Below are 22,943 nucleotides of genomic sequence, written 5' to 3' on the forward strand. Positions count from 1 at the left end.
CGTTCCTTCCTCAGTGCCCCATCAACTTGTCCATCGCGCCCGGCTTGTCATGGATGGCAAGCTTGTCAACGATGGTCTCTGACGCCTCGTTCAAACCGATGACCTCAACCGTCGCGCCTTCACGACGGAACTTGAGGATTGCCATGTCAAGCGCCTGCACAGAACTGATATCCCAGATATGAGCCTGACTAACGTCGATGGTGACACGATCAAGCGCTTCGTTGAAATCGAAAGCATCTGCGAAATCTTCGGTCGAGCCGTAGAATAGCTGACCCTCAAGCACATATGTCCGTTCGCGCCCGTCCGCAGAAATGGTCGACGAAATGCGAAACAGCTGGGCAATCTTGCCCGCGAAAAAGATGCCGGACAGCAGAACGCCAACCAACACGCCGATGGCAAGGTTGTGGGTATAAACCACAGTGACCACCGTTGCGATCATCACGATGGATGACGAACGCGGATGCACCCGCAGATCTTTGATTGACGACCACGAGAACGTGCCGATGGACACCATGATCATGATCGCGACCAATGCAGGCATCGGAATACGCGCGACCAGATCGCCCAATCCGACGACAAGGATCAGCAGCACAGCGCCTGCGGTGAAGGCCGAAAGACGGCCACGACCACCAGATTTCACGTTGATAATAGACTGACCGATCATCGCACAGCCCGCCATGCCGCCGATAAAACCGGTCGCCGTGTTGGCAATGCCTTGACCGATACATTCCTGATTTCGGTTGGATTTGGTATCGGTCAGATCATCGACGATATTCTGCGTCATCAGGCTTTCCAACAGACCGACAACGGCGACAGCCAATGAATAAGGAAAGATAATCAGCAGCGTCTCGAATGTCAGCGGAATTTGCGGGATCAGGAAGACCGGAAGCGTATCCGGCAGAGCGCCCATGTCGCCCACGGTCCGCACCTCCCATCCTGTGATCAGCACAAGAGCTGTCAAAACGATGATCGTGACAAGCGGAGATGGCACCGACCTCGTGATACGAGGGAACAGATAGATGATGGCCAGGCCCGCCGCGACCAGCGCATAGGTCAGCCAAGTGACACCGGCATTGCCCAAGTTGAGTTCCGGAAGTTGCGCCATGAAAATCAGGATGGCCAGCGCATTCACAAATCCCGTCATCACGGATTTCGACACATAGCGCATGAAGCGCCCGAGCTTCAGCAGCCCCGCCCCGATCTGCAGCAGCCCCGCCAGAACGGTCGCCGCAAGCAGATATTCCAGGCCATAATCCTTCACCAGCGTGACCATCAGCACTGCGGTGGCGGCTGTGGCGGCCGAGATCATGCCGGGCCGCCCACCTGTGAAGGCGATCAGAACCGCGATCGAGAAAGAGGCATAAAGCCCCACTTTCGGGTCCACGCCTGCGATGATGGAAAAGGCGATCGCCTCGGGGATCAGCGCCAAGGCGACGACGAGACCAGCAAGCAGATCGCCGCGAATGTTGCCAAACCATTGTTGTTGGTAGTCAGAAAGTGAAATCATGAATAGTCCAATACCCTTTGTCGGGATGTCTTTCGCAAGGCGATCCGGCAGTGCAACTTGAGCATATTTAAAGGGTTGTCCGGCGGATCAGCGGCCAGAAGAGCCACCCGGACTTTCACCGGGTCCTAATGCTATCAGCAGTGCATAAACTTGATTTCCGGGGAAATCTCAAGGGTCAAAGGGCCGCTGTAAAGTTATTTGGATGAGCCGATGGAAAAAGGGGGTCGGGTTTTGACTGGTAAATCAAGAAACTTAATAAATCGTCTTAGGGATGCAGAGACCTGAAAGATCGGCTATCCAAATCTACCGTTGACGGTACAGAGCTTACAGCAGCGCCAAGCCGGATTTCAGATGTTAAAGATGATTCACACAGCTTCGCAGAATCATACGTTCATTTGTTATTGCCATAAATAATGGTGCCCCCACACGGACTCGAACCGCGGACCTACTGATTACAAACGGCCAAAATGGGTTTTCGCCGGTTTTCGCTGCACCTCGCCAAACCGTCATAAATGCATGAATACAAACAGTTTTTATTGACGGCTCGCACGCCCACCCTACATCTTGAACGCCACGAAACGCTGCACAGTGCTTCCGATATGCTTCCGGATTTCGTGATCAAGAGTAGGAATGACGATGCCAAAACTGACCAAACGACTTGTTGAGAGCTTATCACCAGAACCCAAAGAACGCATCCTTTGGGATGATGAGTTGGCGGGCTTTGGTGTTAGAATTTATCCAACTGGGCGACGGGTCTATGTGGTGCAGTATCGGTTGCACGGACGGACACGGCGAAAGAACCTCGGACAACATGGCGTTCTGACCGCCGAGGAAGCTCGCAAGGACGCTAAGCTGGTGCAAGCGGACGTGGCGCGGGGGTCTGACCCCTCAGCCGAACGCAAGGCGCGTCTGCGCAGCCCCACGATCAAAGAACTAGGCGAACGGTTCCTGACGGACCATGTGGCACTGCATTGCAAGCCCACGACCTTATACGACTATCGCAACATGCTGCGCGGGGTTGTGAACCCCGTTCTTGGTAGCATCAAGGTTTCCGAGATTACCTTCACCGACATTCAAGCGTTTCACCTCAAACGACGCGATACGCCCTATCAAGCCAATCGTGGGGTTATGGTTCTATCCAAAATGCTGAACCTTGCCGAGGATTGGGGATTACGAGCAATGAACTCCAACCCAACGCGCCGCATCAAACGCTATCCGGAGGAAGAAAAGAAACGCTATTTGGACGAAGGCGAACAAGAACGGCTTGGCACGGTTCTGGCGAACATGCTGCAAAACGAAGAAATCACGCGATACGTTTTTGCCGCCTTCTATTTGCTGTTGCTGACAGGGTGTCGCCTTGGGGAAATCCAGAAGTTGAAATGGGATTACGTCACCCGCACCCATCTGGAACTGCCAGACAGTAAAACGGGGCGACGACGCATCCCCCTGCCCCGCGAAGGTCGCGCGCTTCTTGACACCTTAGAACGTCGTGAGGGCAACCCCTACGTGATCTTAGGGACGCATGCAGACGGTTACTACAACGACCTACAGAAGCCGTGGCGCAAAATTCGGGAACGGGCCGGATTGAGCGATGTGCGCGTGCATGACCTGCGACACACCTATGCATCGGTCGCGGTTATGAATGGGATTGATCCGTTCACCTTGAAAGAAATTCTTGGTCACAAGAACCTATCCACGACGTTGCGCTATGCGCACCTTTCAGATGATGCCGTGCAGAAAGCAGCGGGACAGATTGCCAATCGACTTGCAAGTGCGCTGGGAAGTGTGGCGTAACCCATCTAGATTGTAGGCAAGAAATATTCAGCCAATTGAAAGATGTTAGCTTGGAATGAGCTCACGAGAAGAAATTGCCGAACGGGTTTCGGACGAGATTGTCGACAGGCTCCACCAACTCATTGAAGGGCAACGTGAAATTCACCTGTTCAAAGATAGGTTGGTGCATTTCTTGACCCGATACGAACGTTACTTGGCGAACACCCCGCAGGTCACGCGAAAGGAGCGTCGTACGCAAGTTTCTCGGCTTCGCGATAAAACTTCGGGATTTTTAAGTGCGCTAACTGAACTGCATGATCAAGTTGTACGCGATATCAACACGCAGTTGGATCATATTACGCATGATGACAGGTGGGAAGGTTTCGACTTTTTCAACAAGGATCAGGACTTGCCCCCCACTGATGAAACATTGGAGCAAGCAAAGCTCGCATGCGAGAGAATTCTCGAAGTTTGTCACGGTGAGTTAGATCACCTCAACTCGACCAAAGGTGTTAAAAAAGGCAGTTTGAACCCTTCACTAGATCAAATGCTCATTGACTTGGCAGCATTGTATGAAACGGAAACAGGGCATTCGGCACGTTCTCATTGCTACCGCGACGAAACTGCTAAAGACGAGTTCAACGGCAAATTCTTTCTTATGGCGAAGGCATTTCTTGACGAATTCGTGCCGGGTAGTTTCGGCACACCAATTGCACTTGGAAATCGCATCAATCGGGTGCTCCGTAGAGATTGATTTGTTCCACATCACATAGGGTCTGAAAAAATCCCTATGTGATGTTACTGGACGTTTCCAAAACGCTTCATTGTCATCTCAACGCAACGAGCGACAACGAGGTGAACATGACACGCGCTTATCAACCTGACCAACTTATTGACGAACGCGAAGCCGCGTCGATCCTTTGCTATTCCGTCCGCGCTTTGCAGAACTGGCGACATCGCGGCGGCGGACCGGACTTTGTGAAAGTGTCCGCCCGGTCGATCCGCTATCGCCGCGCTGATCTGGAAAAGTGGATCGCGGACCGCACGGTGTCCAACACCTCGCAGACCATCTGACATTCAGTTTTGCCCCGCAACAGTTGGTAGCGGTTGCGGGGATTTTGGGGCCGAGAGGCTTTCAAACGGGGCGCGGGGTGTCGCCACCTCGCGCCCATTCTATGTCTGCCAACAACTTAAACCAAGGAAAGGGACACCATGTCCAACCAACCCGCCTTCAAGTTCAGGCTTGGCCTGATCACAGCCACCATCTGGAAGAATGACAGCTTCTATTCCGTCGACTTCACACGCTCCTACAAGGACGGCCAGGGCGATTGGCACAGCACGCAAAGCTATGCCCATGCGGACCTTCTGAACATCGCCAAATGCGCGGAACGCGCCGAGAATTGGATTGCGAGACAGACCAATGACTAAACCGAACCTGAACACCGAACACCACTCACGGCCCCAAAACAAAAGCTACCCCGCCGGAGGCTCCCACCAGCGCGGCGCATCCCGCCGGTCGAATGGGGCGACCCCCAAGAGGGGGGTGATAGTAGCACCCCCCTCTGGAAATACAGAACCGCCGGGAGATTACACCGTGTTGCATCGTGGCTTTGACACTCTGGCGCTGTCTATTCAGGCCAATATCGGCCCCAAGCTGTTTGAATATCTGGACGCGCAGAAAGCGATTGCCGAGGATGAACAACGCGAAATCCTGATCACCTATGAGGGGCTGCAATTCTTGCTCAAACCCTATGGCGGGAAAGGCTATCGTTTCTTACTGGATGGTGGTCGCGATGGCGCAAGCTGGGCGATCAAAAAGCCCAACGCGCGGGACAAGTGGGGCATTCGCATCACCTTCGGTTCGTTCTTTCTGGCGACTTATGGCCTGGGCGCGGCCAAGGCGCATTGTGAGCGTGTACTGGACCGTCTGGGCGTTCGCTTTGGCCCCGATGATGTGAGCATATCGCGGGCAGACTTTTGTGTGGATGTACTGGTGAACAGTCTGATCCTGAAACCCGACAATCTGGTGATGCACAGTTCAACAGGTCGGCGCGATAACATTACATATGACGATGTGGTGGCACACGGGAAGTCCGGTTGGCAAACATCGGTCACGGCGGGCAGCATCGCAAACCGGCAAGTGATCATTTACAACAAACGGTCCGAGGTGATCGCCCGTGGCAAGACCTACTGGTGGGACATTTGGAACCACACGTTACGTAACGGTCTGGGCAACACCAACGCGGCTGTTACCTTACATAAGGGACAGCCGACCGGCCCCCTGACCCCTGATGCGAACAAAGCCAAGCACAACCAAGTCTGGCGGGTCGAATTCCGCGCGGGCAAAGACCTTCTGAAAGACCGCTGGGGCATTCGTACATGGGAACAATTCTTTGACCGTTACGGCGACCTGTGCCGGTCAACGGGCGAGCTGGTCCGATACACCGAACCTGACCCGTCCGACAGCAACCGCTCACGTTGGCCCAATCATCCAATTTGGGATGTTGTTTGCGCCGAAATGAATGACGACCTGATCGAGATGCGCAGTGGGGCGGACCCCAACCCCATGAAGGAAGTTCACCGCGTGGAACATATCGCCAGCTTGTTGAAACAGATCACAGGCACATCCATTACCATCGCGGCACTGGAAGGGTGGGATCACGAAGAACTGCCCACCGCGTTCAACGGCATTGCCGAACGAATGACCGCAACCGCCAACGACAACCCAGAGCGGTCCGCCAAGCAGTTGCAGGACGCCAAGGACCGGTATGTGTTTGTAAGGAAAACAGGTGAGCCGCCTACGTAACGTATATGTAAGGGTGGTCAGGCAAGTGGCTACGTAATGTTACCTTACATAGGGGCCGACAGAACCCAGTAAGCGCCTTATGTAATGTAACATAGGGCGCTTATGTTATGTACGGTTCGCCAAGTTTTCCTAAGGCTCCCACAGATGACTTGGGCGGATTGCGGTCATTCGCTGCAACATGGGATTCAGTGGCGCGGCGCCATCAAAGCTGCCATTGAAGTAAAACAGAATTTGATATCTTGTGACACGCCGTCGTCAATCTTCTTCGTTCACATCAAACAAGTCTTGCAGATCGTAGACATCGACCTCGCCGAGTTCGATCTCGTGATATAGGCTGTCCAATTCACTCTCCACAAACACAACTTCTTCATCCTCGGTGCCAAAGCAATGCACATCGAGCGTGACGGTCGTGCGCACCTCGAGCTCTTCGTCAACTTCGATCATGCGACCACCCATCCCGAGAGATTCTTTGTCGACGCTATCCCAGATCGAGAAACTTAGCTCGACAGGAACCTTCACCATTAGGTTTAAAGGCAAACTGACAACCACTCTCAGCATTTCTTTATCACCGGTTTCCGGCAATTCGATGAAATCGATTTCATCTTCGCCGGGCCACTCCAAACTCTTGAGTTCACCCGCCCAAGTAGACAATTCGACTTCCCCATGTGTTGGGTGGGCATTGGCGGTAAATTCGAGACGTTCCACTTCTGCAGAAATATCGCTCTGGAGTTCAACTAAGCTGTCCTCGCCTTCTTGAAGCCATGTCGAAATCGTCGTTCTTAGGCCTAGCGGAGCGTTGGTGATAAGGGAAAGTGCACGTTCAATCTCGGGCACCAAGTACAAACGACTAGATTTTTCACAGAATTCTTTCCAGTCGCCGTCCTTTGAGATCACCAGAATGCCTATGTTGCGTTCAACTGCTACTCGTTCAAGGGCGTTGAGCGCCAAAGAATCTGGAAATTCAGCTTTCTTTCTTCCCGAACCGAAGGGCGGTTCACCAGAAAAGTAACCATCAAAGATGGTCGCCATACTCACCAAATCCGTATCGTTGAGCACCTCACAACCTGTGTCTTTGATATATTTGTCCCAGCGCTGAATGGAAGCTTCAAGCGGCGTTCTCCCACCAGAAATCTGAGCAAGTAAGGCCTCCCGTTCAGGTTGGTTCGTTTCAAACGCAAAAAGTGCTTTTCCTATCGACTTCTTTGCTGATTGCAGTGCTTCGGCTGCTGCTTTTTCAAGATGGGTTAGGACTTCCTTTGCGACAGTACCGGATAGCAAAAAATCGAATGGGCGATCTTTCAACCCGGCCAAAGCCTGCATTGATGCCGAGTTAAGCTGTAGGCGCTTTTGATCGAATATGCTGGTGTCGACTGAAATGGCAGTAATACGGCTTTCCGCCAGCAAAGCCACAAGTTGTTCGTCGCTTAGAATAGGCATGTCAAAGACCTCGTCGCACGGTACAAAGACTGCGCTATGGGAATTGGAGCGAGTAAACGGAATCGAACAATCGCCACGTGCTTGGGAAGCAAATGCTCTACCATTGAGCTATACCCGCATTGGAGCTTGATTAACACTGCGTCCCATCACAATTAAAGGCCATAACGCTAAGCCAAAGCAATCTGTGTATCCTTCTGCGGCACACGCTTGCGCGCAGGAAGATCGAAGTGGACGACGCCGCGCTGACGCATGTCCATTAACAGCTGATTCAGTTGTGTTCGCCTAATCGGAACGGTTTCCATCGCAATGTTGAACATTGGGCCAGGAAAAGCGTGGCTACGACCTCGCAGGAAGTCGATGATAGCGGTTTCTGCGATGTCTCGGTTCGCCTTGCAACCAACCCCCTTTTGCTCCTGCTGGAACGCCACAACGTCTTCTGCTGAAAACAGACTGATTTGTGGATTGTCGCCTTCGCGAAGGTTGTGACGCATTTCCATTTCTTGTTTTTCGACTTTCTCTTGAACGTCTCGGAAGACCTCAAGACCCTTGGGGCTGTGCGTGCCGAGGATCAGCCGCATTTTCACGCGCTCTTTCTTCGGCACCATGATTGAAAAGTCAGGAACATAGGTCGCGATTTTGTGCGACCGCATCGCCTCTTTCATCAGGTGTAGCATCTTTCGTTCGTTGCCCCAGTCACTGGGCAAATGAACAAATTCTTCAGCCCACTGTGCATCTGCAAGGAATCTCCCAAACGATGCCGCTACCTCTTCATACTCAGCGTGACGATTGATGTGGTCAGACATGAAATTCAGCATGAATTCCCCACCTTGACTGCGAAGGAAGCGGAACACCTCTTCGTTTCGAATATTCCATCCGGTTGGGTCAATAAATGTGAACGTGAAACCATCAGGCAGTTTTGCAGCGATACCGTCCAAATTGTCTTCGAACGCACCTTCGAAGATGTGAATTTCGAACCTACTTTTCGTAGCAGCGTATTCGCGCAGACGAGCAACAGCGTCAGGACGCTGTTCACAGAAGCAAAACCTGATTTTCAAACCGGCGACGCCATTTTTGCCGAGATCGGCACGCACAGCTTCGAGCGTGTTGATGGCTTGGTCGAACGAGGCGTCGGAATACTTCGCTTCGTCGGATACCTTCCAAGGTCCAGCGAAGGCGTCAACGAAATTAAATGTCTGCGAATGCCCTTGCAGCGTCTTATAGGCTGCGGCTTGCAGGTATTTAGTCAAAAATTGATGTTTGATGAACGATTGTTCTCGATCGCGGTAAAGCTCTACATCTGCGGCCATTAAATTCTTTCACTAATGTAACTCAGCCATGATCGCTTTGGGAACAATCTGCCATGGGAAACCATTCCACTCTTCACCTTCAAGGGTCCGCCCCCCAGATTTTGGTCGCGCACCGCCCCATTGCTTAAAGAAGAATGCTACGTCGAAGTGCTCACAGGCGAGACGTAGTTCGGTTGCCCATGGGGCCTCCATAGGACGCGCTCTAGGCCCGCTCTCGCCGCCGACAATTGCCCATGCGATACCTGAAAGGTCCACCTCGCCAATTGGCCCCAACAGCGGCTCAAACGAAATGAACCGCGCGTCAGAATTAATTTGGCGAAGGTGTTCGATCCGGCTTTTGTGCCCGCTGTCTTCGACAGAGACACCGATCCATATGTGTGACGGTACACTTGCGCCTTCGTAACGGGTCTTGACGTAGTTTCGCATTAGTGAAGAACGCTTTGTTAACACCTGATAAACATGCCAATCAGCAGCTTCCATTGCGTCAAAAACGGCGTCGATATGCGATTTAGGAATGTCTTTGTGAAATAGATCGCTCATCGAATTGACGAAGATCATGCGAGGTTTTTTCCATTGCGCGGGCTGGCCTAGGCGAGACGGCCACAAGCGTAGATCGAAGCCTTGCTCATAGGGGTGCCCCTCGATGCCGCGCCAGCGTTCTGCAAACCGCTCTGCATAGCAATTGTCACAGCCAGGGCCGATTTTTGTGCAACCCGTAACTGGGTTCCATGTCGCATCTGTCCACTCAATTTCGGATTTCTGTGCCATGCTACTCGATCCTTTTTGTGGATAAGTCTAGAGTAGAGTGGGCGATCAAGGAACTCATTTTCTAGCTGAATGGCCAAAAAGTGAAACACCATGATAGGACCTCTGTTGTCTAGAATTGACGGTCTGAAGACGAGATTGCTGCACTCTGAATGAAGATCAGCTTCTGTCAAGTGGCACAGCCGAACCGCCGATCACTCTCAACGTCAGCAAAGGGCCGATGTGCCTGTTGGGCGCATTCGCACACCTCACACCGCCAAAGTTAAAAACTCTGGCATTCGCCCATTACAATATGATCACTTAACAAACCAATTTCATGGGTTCTCTTCGTATCCACGCCAAGCCAGCCACCGGGCGAAACCATGCTGAGAAGGAACCGTCCAGTTTCTGTGGAGTAATTAAATACCATAGTCAAAACTCTAGAGTTTAGACATGTCACGACATCCGGAGCTTTGTTCGGAAACGCGCGCTGACAGTTGTAAGCGGTGTCAGTGCCTTCCACCCCAACAACCTGACTGAAGTCGTCAGAAAAGCGGATGGTATATCTTTTACCCGATGCTTCGTTTTCGTAGGTCGGCTTCCAGTCTCCGTTCTCGGCGATCATTCCCACCGTGTGTTTGGCAACGCAATAAAGAACAGTCTCACGCGCGGCCAATGGGGAACTCGACAGCGCCATTAAGAGGCTCGCAATTAGAGTGGATTTGTTGAGCATTACCGGTGCCCTTCTTCAATTTTTACTACGGTAGCATTTCTTCAGTACCGAGAAGCCTGTTGAATGAAAGCAGCAATCCGAATCTATCACTTGACCGTAACTCTCCTGCCACAACCTAAAACCTGCTTCCGATATGCTTCCGGATTTTTTAGGTCGATTATTGCCGCATCGAAGAATCACGCAAGACACTGATTTTATTTGTAAAATGGTGCCCCCACACGGACTCGAACCGCGGACCTACTGATTACAAATCAGTTGCTCTACCAGCTGAGCTATAGGGGCACTGGTGCGCATTTAAGGGGTTCTGCGGCGGGGTTCAAGCAAAAGGTTTAGCGGCGGCTCGCACGCGCCATCAGGGCGACGGCGCATAGGCCCACGGCGATGACCATTAGCGCGGGTGGTGCGGCCTGGCCGAGTTGTTCGAGCGAGGCTTGCTCGTAAACGCGCGTGGCCAGCGTGCCGTAATTGAAGGGGCGCAAAAGCAGTGTTGCGGGGAGCTCTTTCACGCTATCCACAAAGACCAGCAGCAGCGCGGTGCCCACGGAACTTCGGATCAGGGGGACATAAACTTCTGACAAGGCACCACGGGCAGAACGACCCAGTGATCGCGCGGCCATCGGCAAGTTTGGCGACACACGTTCGATCGCAGCGTCAGCGGCCCCCTGTGCGATCGCAAAAAACCGCACGCAATAGGCATAGATGACCGCAAACGCCGTGCCCGTCATCATCAGGCCCGGATCCCAGCCGGTCACAGCTAGCACGCCATCGGCAAGCGCGTTGTCGGTCGCGGCCATCGGAATCAAAATGCCAATCCCCAATACGGCACCCGGCGCGGCATAGCCAATTGTCGTCAGTGGCATGAGCTTGCGTGGCAACGCATGGCCCGATAGCCGCACTCCATAGACTAGGAACAGCGCGGCGGTGACGGTCACAACTGCGGCGATACTTCCGACCGTCAGGGTGTGCCACAGCGCCGAGAAAAGTCCGTTTGACAGCCAGTATTCCGGTTTGGCGACGGCATGGCCGATCAGAACACCAACCGGCAGGACAAAACCCACAATGAAGGGTATTGCACAGGCGATCAGCGCGCCGATGCCGGGCCAAAAACTGAGCGCACGCGCCTCGACCGGGCGGCTTTGGCGCGACATGCGATAAAACCGGCTGCGGGATCGACTGATCTTCTCCAGTGCCGCCAGAAGGAATACAAACACCAGGATCACCATCGCGATCTGCGCGGCACCTCCGGCGTTGTGGCTTTCAAGCCAGACGGTGAAGATACCGGTCGTCAGGGTCTGCACGGCGAAATAATCGACGACGCCGAAGTCCGACACCGTTTCCATCATCACAATGGCAACGCCTGCTGCGATGGCGGGACGTGCCAGCGGCATACCCACCCGCCAGAAGCGCGCGAAGGGGCCAGCGCCAAGGGCGCGCGCGACCTCATAGGCATCACCGGATTGTTCGCGAAACGCTGCACGCGCCAGCAAGAACACATAGGGGTTCAAGGCCGCTGCCAGAACAACAACTGCCGCCCAGCGCGACCGGATCTGCGGGAACCAGTAATCTGCCGCGCTGTCCCAGCCCATAATGGCGCGCAGACCTGTCTGCACGGGCCCGGCATATTCCATGAAATCCACCAACGCATAGGCACCCACATAGGCGGGGATTGCCAGCGGGGTCAGCAACAACCACTCTAACCAGCGCGCGCCGGGAAAGCGATACATCGTAATCAGCCAAGCCGAGCCGGTGCCCACTGCGGCCGACAGGCTGCCCACGGTCACGCATAGCAGCAGCGTGTTTGAGACATAGCGAGGCAACGTCGTATTCAGAAGGTGCGGCCACGCGTTTTCGGCAGGCGTCATCGCCAGCCAAACAATCGAAAGGATCGGCAAAAGAACCAAAAGCGCAATTACGAAAGCCCCCACCGACCAAAGGTCAGGTAGTCGGGTTGCGCGACGTGGCGCTGCAATCTGAGTCTTTTGGTCAGTCATCAATTGCCCGTTTAACCTGAAACAGGTTTAACTGTCCAGAAATCCACCATATGTTTCACAGGTTCGAGCGAAACAAGGGCCATACCTGAATGCAAATCTCTATCCATCTTGGTGCCCATTGCACGGATGACGACCAATTGATCAAATCTCTGCTGAAAAACAGCGGTCAATTGGCGAAAGAGGGTGTCGCGGTGCCGGGCCCAGGGCGGTATCGTGGCCTGGTAGCCGATGCCTTGGTCAAACTTCAAGGCGCGCGCGCGGACGACGCCACGCAAGAGATGCTGCTGGACACGTTCGTCGACAGCCATGACGCCAAACGGCTGGTGTTGGGCCATAAGAACTTCATGGGTGCGCCACATCGGTCGATCGAACACAGCCAGCTTTATCATTTGGCGGAACGCAATACGGCTTGGTTGCGCAATCTCTTTGCCAACCACGAAGTCAGTTTTTTCATCGGTATGCGCAACCCAGCGACCTTCGTGCCCGCTATTCTGAAAGATGCGCCCGAGGCCAACCGCGCCTCCCTTCTTGCACCTATCGAGCCGCGCGATCTATGTTGGTCGGACATGCTGCTGTCAATCCGCGAGGCCAACCCAACCACCCCGATGACCGTTTGGTGCAACGAAGACACCCCGCTTTTGTGGCCTGAAATCATGCACGCAATCACTGGCGTGGACGAAAGCTTGGGGTTACAGGGTACGCTGGATATCCTCGGCCCCATCATGATGAAAGATGGGTTTGAGCGGATGCAGGACTACTTGGCCAAAACCGAGGTCCCAAGCCCAGAGCAGCGCCGTCGCGTGATCGCGGCTTTTCTTGAAAAATACGCGATTGCCGATGAGATCGAAGAGGAAATCGACTTGCCGGGCTGGACGGCGGAACTGATCGAAGAACTAACCGAAGCCTACGATCATGATCTGGATGAGATCGAGCGCATACCCGGTGTCACACTATTGGTGGCCTGACATCATAACCTGAAAACACGAAAACCCGCCGGTGGGGCGGGTTTTCTGGTCTTTGCGAAAGGTTGGGCTTACATGCCCAGCGCTTCTTTATACATCTCCAACACCGCTTCTTCTTCTGCGATATCGTCCGCGTCGCGTTTGCGTAGCGCGATGACCTTACGCATCACCTTGGTGTCATAGCCGCGCGATTTCGCTTCGGCCATCACCTCTTTCTGTTGATCGGCAAGGTCTTTCTTTTCCATATCCAGCCGTTCGATACGCTCGACGAACTGGCGCAGTTCGTTGGCGGTCACGCGGTAGCTGTTGTCGGCCTGATTTTCGTCCATGGGATCCTCTTTTTCGGGTTGCCCCTGATTAGCCCGTCCCCCTGCCCGCTTCAAGACCTGCGCGGCGTGCATTGTTGCGCGATGGCGATGTGCCGCCGGGGGTTGCGCAGACGCGCCGCGCACGCTACGCGATCCCCACAGCTAAGGAGGACGCCATGGAATGGCTGATCATCATCGGAGCGATCTTGTCGTTCGGCGGGCTTGTCGGACTGCTGGCCAGCGCTTTCAGGGTCATGAAAGCCAAGCGCGAAAACCTTGACGATGCTGCGCTGCGCGCCCGTGTGCAAAAGGCGATGGCGCTGAATATGGGTGGGTTGGCCCTGTCTGTCATCGGGTTGATGTGCGTGATTTTGGGCGTGTCTTTGTCCTAACGACGGACAGCCCAGCGCGGTTTTTATTCGCGATCAGTCGCCATTCATATCGCTGAAATGCCGTCCGTTTTTGATCAACTCATCAAACAACGGCGATGGGGCCCAGAATGTCGGCTCTTCCTCTTGATAAGCCTTCAACGCCTTCTGTACGGCCAACAAGCCGCGCTGATCGGCGGCCATCATCGGGCCACCACGGAACCGTGGAAACCCATAGCCATACAGCAAAACCACATCGATATCCGAGGGTCGCAGTGCCACACCTTCTTCAAGCAGGTGCGCACCTTCATTGGCCATCGCATTCAGACACCGCTGCTGAATCTCGTCTGCCGAGAACGCGCGCGGGGTGATGCCCTTCTTGCGTCGCTCGTCCTGAATGATCGCAAGCGCTTCTTCATTCTCGACTGGCCCAAGCCCGTGGCCGTGGACATAATAGCCCCGCCCGGCCTTTTGCCCGAACCAGCCCTTTTCACACATCCTGTCGCCAATCGCGACATAGCGATCATTGGGGTTACGGGTTGCGGCAAGCCGTTTACGGCGCGCCCACGAAATATCAAGCCCGGCCATATCCAACACCTGATACGGTCCGACCGGAAAGCCATAGGCGCGCATCGCGGCGTCGATCTGCGCGGGGCTTGCGCCATCTTCCAGCATGAAATCGGCCGCCAAACGGTAGGCCGCCAAAATACGGTTGCCGATGAACCCATCTGCAACACCAGCGCGCACCGGAACTTTCCAAAGCCTCTTGGCCAGCGAAAAGCCGGTCGCCACGACATCACGATGGGTCTTTTCGCCGACCACGACCTCGAGCAGTTTCATGATATGCGCAGGCGAAAAGAAGTGATAGCCGACGACATCTTCGGGGCGCGAAATGGTCGCGGCCAAAGCGTCAATGTCCAGATAGGACGTGTTGGTCGCCAGAATGGCACCCGGGCGCATAACGTCGTCCAATTGGGCAAACACGCCGCGTTTGACCGCGTCATCTTCAAACACAGCTTCGATGACCAGATCGACCTGTGACAAACGGGTCATATCGGTTGTACCTTGCAGGCGCGACAGGCGCTTGTCGGCAGTCGCTTGATCAATGCGCCCTTTGCCGACGGATTTTTCGTAATTGTCCTTGATCCGGTCCACACCGCGGGTCAGCCCATCGTCATCACGTTCGACAAGGATCACAGGGAAATCCGCGTCAAGGCAAGCAATGGCAATTCCGGTGCCCATTGTGCCTGCGCCAACAACACCGATGGTGGACACATCGCGCACAGTGGCACCTTCCAGTTCCGGCACTTTTGCGGCGCGGCGTTCGGCGAAGAAGGCGTGGCGCAGCGCGGTGGCCTCGGCCCCCGTTTCGCAGTCGTCAAAACATTGGCGCTCCAGCGCGATCCCGGCGTCGAAGGGCAACAAAAGCGCAGCTTCCACACAATCCACAATGCAACGCACAGACGGCACGAAGTTTCCGGCGACGCGGGCGCGCCAGGACCGCACGGCCTCGGTAAAGCCGGTCGGGTTTGCCAAGCCTTCGTCCCGGTTGCGGGTCGGACGCGCAGGGCTGCCCTGCGAAATCATGTTTCTGGCCGAGGCCAGCGCGGCGCGATCCAGATTATTGTGGATTACCTTTTCGATCAGGCCCATTTGGGCGGCCCGTTCAGCCGAGATCGGTTTTCCGGTGATCATCAGGTCCAAAGCCGCGTTCGCGCCGACGATGCGCGGCACCCGTTGCGTGCCACCTCCACCCGGCAGAACGCCCAGATTGACCTCGGGCAAGCCCAGCGTCGTGCCTTCCAACGCAATGCGGTAATGGCAGGCCAAGGCCAACTCGAACCCGCCGCCCAGCGCGTGACCATGAATGGCGGCCAGGACCGGTTTTTTGCAGACTTCAATCCGGGCACAAACATCTGACAGGATGGGGGCTGCACGCGGCCGGCCAAATTCACGCACGTCAGCGCCCGCTGGAAAGGTTTTGCCATCAGCCGACAGGACAATGGCCCCAACGCTGTCATCGTTGTCGGCGCGTTCGAACGCGTCCAATAGGCCTTGCCGGATCACTTGGCTAAGCGCATTCACAGGAGGGTTGGAAATTTTGATGAGGGCTACGCCGTCCACGACGTCGTATTGAACTTGTGCTGTCATCTGCGCCTCCGTCCCTGCCTGCACTTAGTCGCCAGATTAAAGCGCCTTTTGTCAATGGCCTAGGGGCGAAAACTTGATCATTCCAGACCAGATGGTCGATAATGCCGCGCGCAGGACACAGCATTTGAGCGGGCGCGCCTTGATAAAGACGCGCACAAGTTTTGGTCAGACCGGCAAATTGTCGAAAATATCATCGGCGTCATCATCTTCAAGGTCGGCTTCGAATTTGCGGAAATCCTCCGGTACTGGCTGACCCATCTTTTCAAGCTCCGAAATCTTTTCGCGCAGCTGTTCTTGCAACACATGACGGTCTTCGGGCCGCTTGGCAATTTCGTCCAAGATCATGCTGATTGAGGCTTTAAGTTCTTCAAATGCCATCTTCTCCTCCTAAGGTCTGATTGTTGATTTCGGTCGATTGCGCGTGCTTTGCCTGCACTATCGGCACATCAGGCGTGTTTCGCGGCACAGTCGCGGCAGAACGGTGTATGAGGAACGATATCAAGGCGTTCTGGCGATATTTCGGTGCCACAGGTGGCGCAGTAACCGAATTCGTCGTCATCCATCCGCGCAAGCGCTGCGTTGATCTTGATAATCTCATCTTGCCCCGAAGTGCCCAAGCCTTCAAGGACTTCATCTTCTTCACGCTCGACTGCCAACTCTTCCCAGTCCTTGGATTTGTGGCTCTCCAGCTCTGCTTCGATCTCGTGCAGTCGAACGTCCAGCTCTTTCAGGCGGGCTTGCAGCATGCTGCGATACTTGCTCACATCAACCATAACGTCTCTCCTTTTCTACTTGATATTGGGGCTTTGGGCGTGGAGTTGCTTTGATACAGGTCAAGCAGATCGGGGGCAGATATTACACCGGCTCTTGCGTCGCCGTAACATGCTGAGCATTGTCCGCAGGCGTGGGTCCGTTGGCCTTCGACAAGGCGGGCGCGGGGTCGGCTGAATGCGACAGCCCTTGGGCTTGCGAACTCATGCTGTCGTCCGGCAATTCTGTGCCAATTCGAAGCGCGCGTTGACCCTTTGCCTGCCCCAGTCGACATGTGCTAAGCACCTGTCCTTTCATATCCTCAAGCGCCACGGTGCTCAGCGCCTCGCGCGGCACGATCACGGTCATACCGGGTGCCAATGCGGTCACTTCGTCCAACGACATGCTGACACGGTGCAAAACCGCGTGAAGTTCGGCGCGGGCCCCCAGAACAATGCCGGGCGTGTCGGACCCACCAGCCGTGGCAGGGGTGGCAGTCGTTTGGCCGTTTCGGCCCGTCGCGGCGAACGGCAACAGCAAAGACAGGGCACCTTGCTTGCCGCCCTCGCCCAGATCAAGCGTCGTTTGGAACCGCCGGTAAGGAATATCAGGCAAGACCATGCTCGCCGCGCGGTAGTCTTCCAGACGCACCGCGAAGCAATAACCGCTGATCAACGGGGCGACGGGCGGGTGCGCGGCGGTCAGTTCGGCCTCTAAGACCTCCAACACGCGATCGAAGAAATCGGCGCACATGGTTGCGTCGGTTCGGGTTGCGGGCCGTGGTTGCGCGGGCGCGGGCAGCACACGCCCGACCGTCTGCATTTCGATCAGCGCGGCGATCAGATTGGGATCAGCGACCAACATCCCGAACCTGCTGTCTGGCCCTTCGACCAAAGCCAGCAGATCGTGGTCGGATATCTGGCCTTCAAGCGCAGACAGAACTGTTCGGTCTTCTGCAACATCAGACGCGGTGATGACCAGACCCGCCGTCGCTTCGCCCGCGCGCGCAAGCGCCGTGCCAAGCGCGCCCGCTGCCGTCACCGGAGCAATCTCTGGTGGCAGGCGGCGCGCACCTGCCTTTTGGCGGATCGCGCTGATCTTTTCGGGGTCAGCCATGTCTGGTCCGTTCTGGTCGCATAGAACCAGACCTGCCAAGACAAGGTTTACAAATGATTTAATTTGCGACGTGGTGTGGGATTTTTTCCAGCGGGAGTGTCACCCGAAACGCCGCACCGCTTTGGCCCGGCAGATAGGTGATCGATCCACCCAACCTGTCCATAACCTCGCGACAGATGGCCAGCCCAAGCCCTGCCCCGCCCGCTGCCGCGTTATCGGTCAGGCGCGAGAACTTTTCGAAAATCATCACCTGGCTTTCTGTCGGAATGCCAGAGCCGTTGTCAACGAAATCAATGCGCAGCGCGCCGTCGCGTTCGCCCACCTGTATGGTCAAACGCTTGAATTTGGCGTCGCCGTATTTGGCGGCATTGGCGATCAGATTGATGAACACCTGCGCCAGACGGTCGGTATCCGTCGTAATGATAACCTGCTCTCGCCCTTGATCGCGGTGGATGCGCAGGTCTTGCGAGGCTATCAAAGACTGCGTCGCAGCAACGGCCCGATCCAACACTTTGGACAGCACTTCGCGCTGTGGGTTCAGTTGCACCTGCCCGTTTTCCAGCACACTGAGGTCAAGAAGGTCATCCAGCAGCCGCGTCAGACGCACAGCTTCGTCATGGATGATCGAGGCATGACGCCCCGCAGCCTCTGCATCCTTCGCTCCACCATCGCGAAGGATCTCGGAAAACGCGCGGATCGAGGTCATTGGCGTGCGCAGCTCGTGGCTGATCTGACTTAGAAACCCGTCTTTCTGAATGGACAGTTGCGTCAGCTTGTCATTCGCGGTCGAAAGCTGGCGCGCAGTGGTGGTCAGCTCTTTCTGCTTTTCTTCCAGTTGGGACGAATAGACCAGCATCTGCTGGGTCTCGTCCGCCACTGCCATCAGATCGTCGACTGAGACCGTGGCCCCTCCCATGATCTGTGCGATCATCGCATGGGCTGTTGCGGCACCGACTGACCCGGAAAGCTCGCGTTCCAGTAGGGCGATGAAATCGGGCGTGGTGTCGGGCAAGTAGCCTTCTTTGCCTTGTGCGCTGGCCTGTGTCTGAAATAACGCCTGTGCCGCGTCCGCCCCCATCGTGCGCTGCGCCATAACCAGCAGATCCTCGGCCGCCGCTGCGGGGAAACTGCCGCCCTGCGCCGGGCGGGTTTGATCAAGGACATTCACGAATTGCGCGCCCTGCAACCGTTCCAACGGACCGGGAAAAGACATCAGGGACACGCCGACAAAGGCAAAACTGTTCAGGATCATTGACCAGAAAACGGCATGAACCACCGGGTCTAGCCCGGTGACCCCGAACAGCGCCTGTGGCTTCAGCCACGCGATGCCCAATGGCCCTTCGGCGAGCAGAGTCGCGCTCATCACGCCGGCCTCGCCGAAGCTGGGCAGAAACAGCGTGTAGGCCCAGACAGTAAACCCCAGGATCAACCCGGCAGCCGCGCCGTTGCGTGACGCGCCGCGCCAGAACAGCCCACCCGCCATCGCAGGCAAAACCTGCGCAACACCGGTAAACGAGATCATACCGATCGCGGCCAGTGCCGTGCCGCCGCCGGACATCTGAAAATAAAGATAGCCAAGCACCAGAACGCCAATGATGGACAGGCGGCGCGCCAACAGAAGAACTTGGCGCACGTCGCCGGAAACCGACGCCTCTTCCGACCGGATCGACAGCCAGATTGGCATGATGATGTGGTTGGACACCATCGTGGCCAGCGCGATTGATGCAACGATGACCATCGATGTGGCCGAGCTGAAGCCCCCAAGAAACGACAGCATGGCAAGACCATCGCGATCGAAATGTAGCGGAATCGTCAATACGAACAGGTCCGGGTTTTCCCCGGCAGGAAGCGTGCCAAGCCCGACCACGGCGATGGGCACGACGAAAAGGCTCATTAAAAACAGGTAAGTCGGGAAGGCCCACGAGGCTACAGCAAGCTGTCGTTCGCCTATATTTTCAACCACTAGCACATGAAACATGCGCGGAAGGGTCAGAAATGCGGCAGCGGATAGGAACGTCAGCCCGACCCAACGCCCGCCAGTTATCGCCCACGCCTCACCCGGAGTATTGCGCATCGCCTCGTCAATCGCGTCCGCGATGCCCGCGGGGCCGCCACCGACGCCCCAGACGACAAACACACCAACCGCCAGAAGCGCGACCAGTTTCACCACGGCTTCGACCGCGATGGCGGTGACAACGCCGTGGTGCCGCTCGTTCACGTCCAAGTTCCGTGTGCCAAACAGAATGGTAAACAGGGCCAGCCCGCCAGCGACCCACAGCGCTGTCGCATCCAGATCAGGTGCGTTCCACCCCGCCGAGCGATCTCGGGCGAATACCGAGAAGGCCAGCGTGACCGATTGCAGTTGCAGCGCGATATAGGGCGTCGTGCCGACAACCGCGATCACCGTCACGATAACGCCCAGGAAGTTCGACTTGCCATACCGTGACGACAACAGATCCGCGATCGACGTCACACGCTGCGCGCGCCCAACCCGGACGAGTTTGCGTAAGAACCACCACCAGCCTATCATCACAAGGGTTGGACCCAAATAGATGGTCACGAATTCCAAGCCAGATCGCGCCGCATAACCGACCGCGCCATAAAAGGTCCACGCGGTGCAATAAACCGACAGCGACAGGGTATAGATCAAGGGCGAGTTTAGAAAACGGCTCTTGTTTCGCGCGGCACTTCTGTCGGCGCCAAATGCCACCAGAAACAGAAAGATCACGTAAAGCAGGCAAACCGCGACCAGCGTGTTGAAGCTGAGCATCAGTCACGCCCCTCGTCTTGGGAAGTGGGGTCGGACGGTTTCGCCGGTGTATGTGAAGACGCTTCTTCATCGGGGTCGTGCGACATGTCTGGCCAGCGGTTCAAACCCCGCGAGATCATCGCGGTCGCGACAATCAAGCCAAACCATGCTGCGAACAGATACATCCCCTGCCCGGCAGTGCCCGCCCCCGTGGCGAGAAGCGGCAGAAGAAACAGGAACACACCCAAAATCGGCAGCAGACGCGCAGCATCTTCCAACCTGCGCCGCCGATAACTTTGGCGTGCCAGAAAAAGGGGCTCGCGTCGAAATCTCATGCGGATGCGCGCCGTTTGGTTAAAGTGGGGATCGCCCAGCACTTCATGACGTATCTATCCCGGTACAAGCTCGTTCAGCGTGTCCACAACTTCGGCGTTTGAAAATGGCTTGGTCATGAACCGATTCACCCCCAACCGCTCGGCCTGTTCGCGGTCGGTGCGTTGGCCGCGTGCGGTCAGCATCAGAACGGGCAGTCTGCGGGTCAGGTCATGCGCACGCAGGTCGTGCAAGATGTCATAACCCGACCGACCCGGCAGCATGACGTCAAGGATCAACGCGTCAGGCACAGCATCCAACACCGCCTGCACTGCTGTTTCACCATCGGAATGTGTTGCGACCGCCCAGCCGTCACGACTGAGGATGAAGCTGATTGCTTCGACAATATTTGGTTCGTCCTCAATGACGAGCACCCGTTTTGTCATATGTCCCTCCGCTCGGGCAGGCTTGCGCCGTTTCCCTGCGAATGAATATCGACAATGCGCAGACCCATGTCAAAACAAACCCAAGCGCCGAACGGTGCAAGGTCTGCACAACCAACGCTGATTGCCGGATTTTTCGAGGCGTCACGCAGGGTTGGCAGACAGAAGCGACGCCTCGCGCCGGGCGGCGCAATCACTGCGCGGGCAGACCCGGCAGGACGAGCCAACCGGAAGCACCGGGCCGTCCGCGCCATGTGCCTGTGCATCATCAACAGGTTCGATCAACATCATTGCTTCAAAGACGGGCGGAACATCAAATCGCAACGCCTCGCGCGGCAGGCACACCGCCTGACACAAGAACCGTCGCGGCGTCGGGCCGGGCATCTCGACCACCGCACGCAATGGGTGACCCGGGCGGCTTAACGCCTGATACAGCGGCCAATAGGGACAGGCCGCACCGAAGCGCGGCACGGCAAAACCGGGCAAAGCCTTGCGTAAAATCAGCGTGCCCGATCCATCACATGACACCAGCCCGACCGGGGGCGCTTCAGCGTCGGGCGGAACGAAGGCCAGACGGCGCATGACCGACGGCAGCGGCTGTGCAAAATGGGCAGCCAAACGGCTTGGGTCGCCCGTCACATCCTTGCGTGCGGCTTGAAATGCGGGAAGAGGCATCGCGACGGCGTCCTCGACATATTGCTGAAACTGGCGCCGCGCGACGTCCTTGGCCGCAGCGGTTTGCAAACTTCCCACTTGCGAAATCAGCGCGGCGATTGTCGCCGCAATTTCCTGAGCGTCCGCCGCGTTTAGACCCTCCAATTCAGATAAATGGTGGTCGCGGCGGTCCAGATATGCCGCCAGTTCTTCACCCGGCACAACGGGCGCCATGTCCTGATCTGCGCCCGCGTCAAGGTATTCGACCAGCCCTTGCGCGGCGCTGGACAGGCGGCGCCCCTCGTCACGCATGTTGCGCATGAAGCGCGATTGCCATTCGGCGTCGACCTCGCCGCCGCCCGACAGAATGCCCACGGTTGAACGGATTGCCGTGACGGCCGAAATCACCTCATGCAATGACGCGGCCAGTTCGGGGTCATGGGTCAGCCGATCCGACAGGGCTTCGACCAAGTGTTCCAGATCTCGGATGCGCTGATGTTGTGCTGCGACCAGCGCGGACCAGCCGGGAAATCGCCCTGCAAAATCTTCGGAACGGTGCAATTCCGGTGTGACCTCTGGCAACCGTTGCCCGGCCTCGCGCAGCGCACCAAGCAGTGCAACTTCGGCCCCTTCGCTCAACGAACGGGGGTCGGTTTTCAACTCGCGGGCAAGGTCGTCCAACAACCCGCTCCCGGCCCGGCGACGGTTGTGTTCGATCAGGTTCAGATAAGCCGCCGAAATACCGACCGCCTTGGCAAGAGCGGATTGCTTATGGCCAAGAAACAGACGGCGTTCGCGAATTCGGCTGCCCGTCAGTCGGGACTGGGTCATT

At 56.1% G+C, this 22,943-nt stretch carries 22 protein-coding genes, 1 tRNA gene and 1 other annotated feature; of the genes, 7 read left to right on the plus strand and 16 right to left on the minus strand.

All coding sequences use genetic code 11. The features are described 5' to 3' along the window. Window positions 1-10: 10 nt before the first annotated feature. Window positions 11-1,507: a SulP family inorganic anion transporter gene (locus MUY35_RS03125; protein ID WP_248363881.1), complete on the minus strand. Its 1,497-nt coding sequence runs from the start codon at window positions 1,505-1,507 to the stop codon at window positions 11-13. A 73-nt stretch (window positions 1,508-1,580) separates the two neighbouring features. Beyond that, window positions 1,581-1,636 (minus strand) — a sequence feature (sul1 is cis-regulatory element that is thought to sense ions involved in sulfur or methionine metabolism; They are found in Alphaproteobacteria). Between the two features lie 501 nt (window positions 1,637-2,137). On the opposite strand from MUY35_RS03125, the gene MUY35_RS03130 reads away from it, so the two are divergent. From MUY35_RS03130 to MUY35_RS03150, 5 genes are all read left to right on the plus strand, one after another. Further along, window positions 2,138-3,301, plus strand: a complete 1,164-nt coding sequence (locus tag MUY35_RS03130; RefSeq protein WP_348984493.1) for a tyrosine-type recombinase/integrase — start codon at window positions 2,138-2,140, stop codon at window positions 3,299-3,301. Window positions 3,302-3,356: 55 nt separating this feature from the next. Beyond that, window positions 3,357-4,034 carry a hypothetical protein gene (locus MUY35_RS03135; RefSeq protein WP_248363882.1) on the plus strand — a complete coding sequence of 226 codons (678 nt, stop codon included), beginning with the start codon at window positions 3,357-3,359 and terminating at the stop codon, window positions 4,032-4,034. Window positions 4,035-4,141: 107 nt separating this feature from the next. Continuing rightward, entirely contained in the window at window positions 4,142-4,354 is a 213-nt protein-coding gene (locus MUY35_RS03140; RefSeq protein WP_248363883.1) for a helix-turn-helix domain-containing protein, read from the plus strand. Between the two features lie 138 nt (window positions 4,355-4,492). After that, entirely contained in the window at window positions 4,493-4,708 is a 216-nt protein-coding gene (locus MUY35_RS03145) for a hypothetical protein (RefSeq protein ID WP_247037741.1), read from the plus strand. 166 nt (window positions 4,709-4,874) lie between these two features. Beyond that, complete coding sequence (locus MUY35_RS03150; protein WP_248363884.1) at window positions 4,875-6,086, plus strand: hypothetical protein; 1,212 nt, start codon at window positions 4,875-4,877, stop codon at window positions 6,084-6,086. Between the two features lie 255 nt (window positions 6,087-6,341). Here the strand turns inward: MUY35_RS03150 and MUY35_RS03155 are convergent, their stop codons facing one another. The 6 genes from MUY35_RS03155 to MUY35_RS03180 all read right to left on the minus strand — a co-directional run bounded on the left by MUY35_RS03155 (window position 6,342) and on the right by MUY35_RS03180 (window position 12,298). Continuing rightward, window positions 6,342-7,523: a PIN domain-containing protein gene (locus tag MUY35_RS03155; RefSeq protein ID WP_248363885.1), complete on the minus strand. Its 1,182-nt coding sequence runs from the start codon at window positions 7,521-7,523 to the stop codon at window positions 6,342-6,344. Window positions 7,524-7,690: 167 nt separating this feature from the next. Then, window positions 7,691-8,830 (minus strand): three-Cys-motif partner protein TcmP, encoded by a 1,140-nt coding sequence (tcmP, locus tag MUY35_RS03160; protein ID WP_248363886.1) that lies wholly within the window; start codon window positions 8,828-8,830, stop codon window positions 7,691-7,693. 12 nt (window positions 8,831-8,842) lie between these two features. Then, complete coding sequence (locus MUY35_RS03165) at window positions 8,843-9,598, minus strand: phage Gp37/Gp68 family protein (RefSeq protein WP_248363887.1); 756 nt, start codon at window positions 9,596-9,598, stop codon at window positions 8,843-8,845. Between the two features lie 259 nt (window positions 9,599-9,857). Next, complete coding sequence (locus MUY35_RS03170; protein ID WP_248363889.1) at window positions 9,858-10,307, minus strand: hypothetical protein; 450 nt, start codon at window positions 10,305-10,307, stop codon at window positions 9,858-9,860. 206 nt (window positions 10,308-10,513) lie between these two features. Then, a tRNA-Thr gene (locus MUY35_RS03175) sits at window positions 10,514-10,589 on the minus strand. 47 nt (window positions 10,590-10,636) lie between these two features. Next, window positions 10,637-12,298 (minus strand): iron ABC transporter permease, encoded by a 1,662-nt coding sequence (locus MUY35_RS03180; RefSeq protein ID WP_248363891.1) that lies wholly within the window; start codon window positions 12,296-12,298, stop codon window positions 10,637-10,639. Window positions 12,299-12,387: 89 nt separating this feature from the next. Here MUY35_RS03180 and MUY35_RS03185 point away from each other — a divergent pair, with 89 nt between their 5' ends. After that, on the plus strand, window positions 12,388-13,263 hold the full coding sequence (locus MUY35_RS03185; protein ID WP_248363893.1) for a hypothetical protein: 876 nt from the start codon (window positions 12,388-12,390) through the stop codon (window positions 13,261-13,263). 68 nt (window positions 13,264-13,331) lie between these two features. Here the strand turns inward: MUY35_RS03185 and MUY35_RS03190 are convergent, their stop codons facing one another. Further along, a complete protein-coding gene (locus MUY35_RS03190; protein WP_248363894.1) occupies window positions 13,332-13,589 on the minus strand; it encodes a DUF2312 domain-containing protein in 258 nt (85 codons plus the stop codon). Between the two features lie 155 nt (window positions 13,590-13,744). Between MUY35_RS03190 and MUY35_RS03195 the strand changes: the two genes are divergently transcribed. Further along, window positions 13,745-13,960: a hypothetical protein gene (locus tag MUY35_RS03195; RefSeq protein WP_248363895.1), complete on the plus strand. Its 216-nt coding sequence runs from the start codon at window positions 13,745-13,747 to the stop codon at window positions 13,958-13,960. A 33-nt stretch (window positions 13,961-13,993) separates the two neighbouring features. On the opposite strand, the gene MUY35_RS03200 is transcribed toward MUY35_RS03195, so the two are convergent. The 8 genes from MUY35_RS03200 to MUY35_RS03235 form a co-directional block, all read right to left on the minus strand. Beyond that, on the minus strand, window positions 13,994-16,087 hold the full coding sequence (locus MUY35_RS03200) for a 3-hydroxyacyl-CoA dehydrogenase NAD-binding domain-containing protein (protein WP_248363896.1): 2,094 nt from the start codon (window positions 16,085-16,087) through the stop codon (window positions 13,994-13,996). Window positions 16,088-16,252: 165 nt separating this feature from the next. Next, the gene (locus tag MUY35_RS03205; RefSeq protein WP_248363897.1) at window positions 16,253-16,465 is read right to left on the minus strand and encodes a hypothetical protein; all 213 of its coding nucleotides are present in this window, start codon (window positions 16,463-16,465) and stop codon (window positions 16,253-16,255) included. A gap of 68 nt (window positions 16,466-16,533) precedes the next feature. Further along, window positions 16,534-16,860: a TraR/DksA C4-type zinc finger protein gene (locus MUY35_RS03210; protein ID WP_248363898.1), complete on the minus strand. Its 327-nt coding sequence runs from the start codon at window positions 16,858-16,860 to the stop codon at window positions 16,534-16,536. Between the two features lie 82 nt (window positions 16,861-16,942). Then, window positions 16,943-17,953, minus strand: a complete 1,011-nt coding sequence (locus tag MUY35_RS03215) for a flagellar motor switch protein FliM (RefSeq protein WP_248363899.1) — start codon at window positions 17,951-17,953, stop codon at window positions 16,943-16,945. A 58-nt stretch (window positions 17,954-18,011) separates the two neighbouring features. Further along, window positions 18,012-20,723, minus strand: coding sequence for an ATP-binding protein (locus MUY35_RS03220; RefSeq protein WP_248363900.1), 2,712 nt, complete (start codon window positions 20,721-20,723; stop codon window positions 18,012-18,014). Beyond that, window positions 20,723-21,037: a hypothetical protein gene (locus MUY35_RS03225; RefSeq protein ID WP_248363901.1), complete on the minus strand. Its 315-nt coding sequence runs from the start codon at window positions 21,035-21,037 to the stop codon at window positions 20,723-20,725. The genes MUY35_RS03220 and MUY35_RS03225 overlap by 1 nt, the downstream gene beginning before the upstream one ends. Before the next feature lie 54 nt (window positions 21,038-21,091). Beyond that, window positions 21,092-21,460, minus strand: a complete 369-nt coding sequence (locus MUY35_RS03230; protein WP_248363902.1) for a response regulator — start codon at window positions 21,458-21,460, stop codon at window positions 21,092-21,094. A gap of 141 nt (window positions 21,461-21,601) precedes the next feature. Continuing rightward, window positions 21,602-22,942 carry a helix-turn-helix transcriptional regulator gene (locus MUY35_RS03235; RefSeq protein WP_248363903.1) on the minus strand — a complete coding sequence of 447 codons (1,341 nt, stop codon included), beginning with the start codon at window positions 22,940-22,942 and terminating at the stop codon, window positions 21,602-21,604. Between the last annotated feature and the right edge of the window lies 1 nt (window position 22,943).

Origin of the sequence: Aliiroseovarius sp. S1339 (assembly GCF_023195695.1) — a bacterium.
In the GTDB taxonomy this organism is placed as follows: Bacteria; Pseudomonadota; Alphaproteobacteria; order Rhodobacterales; family Rhodobacteraceae; genus Aliiroseovarius.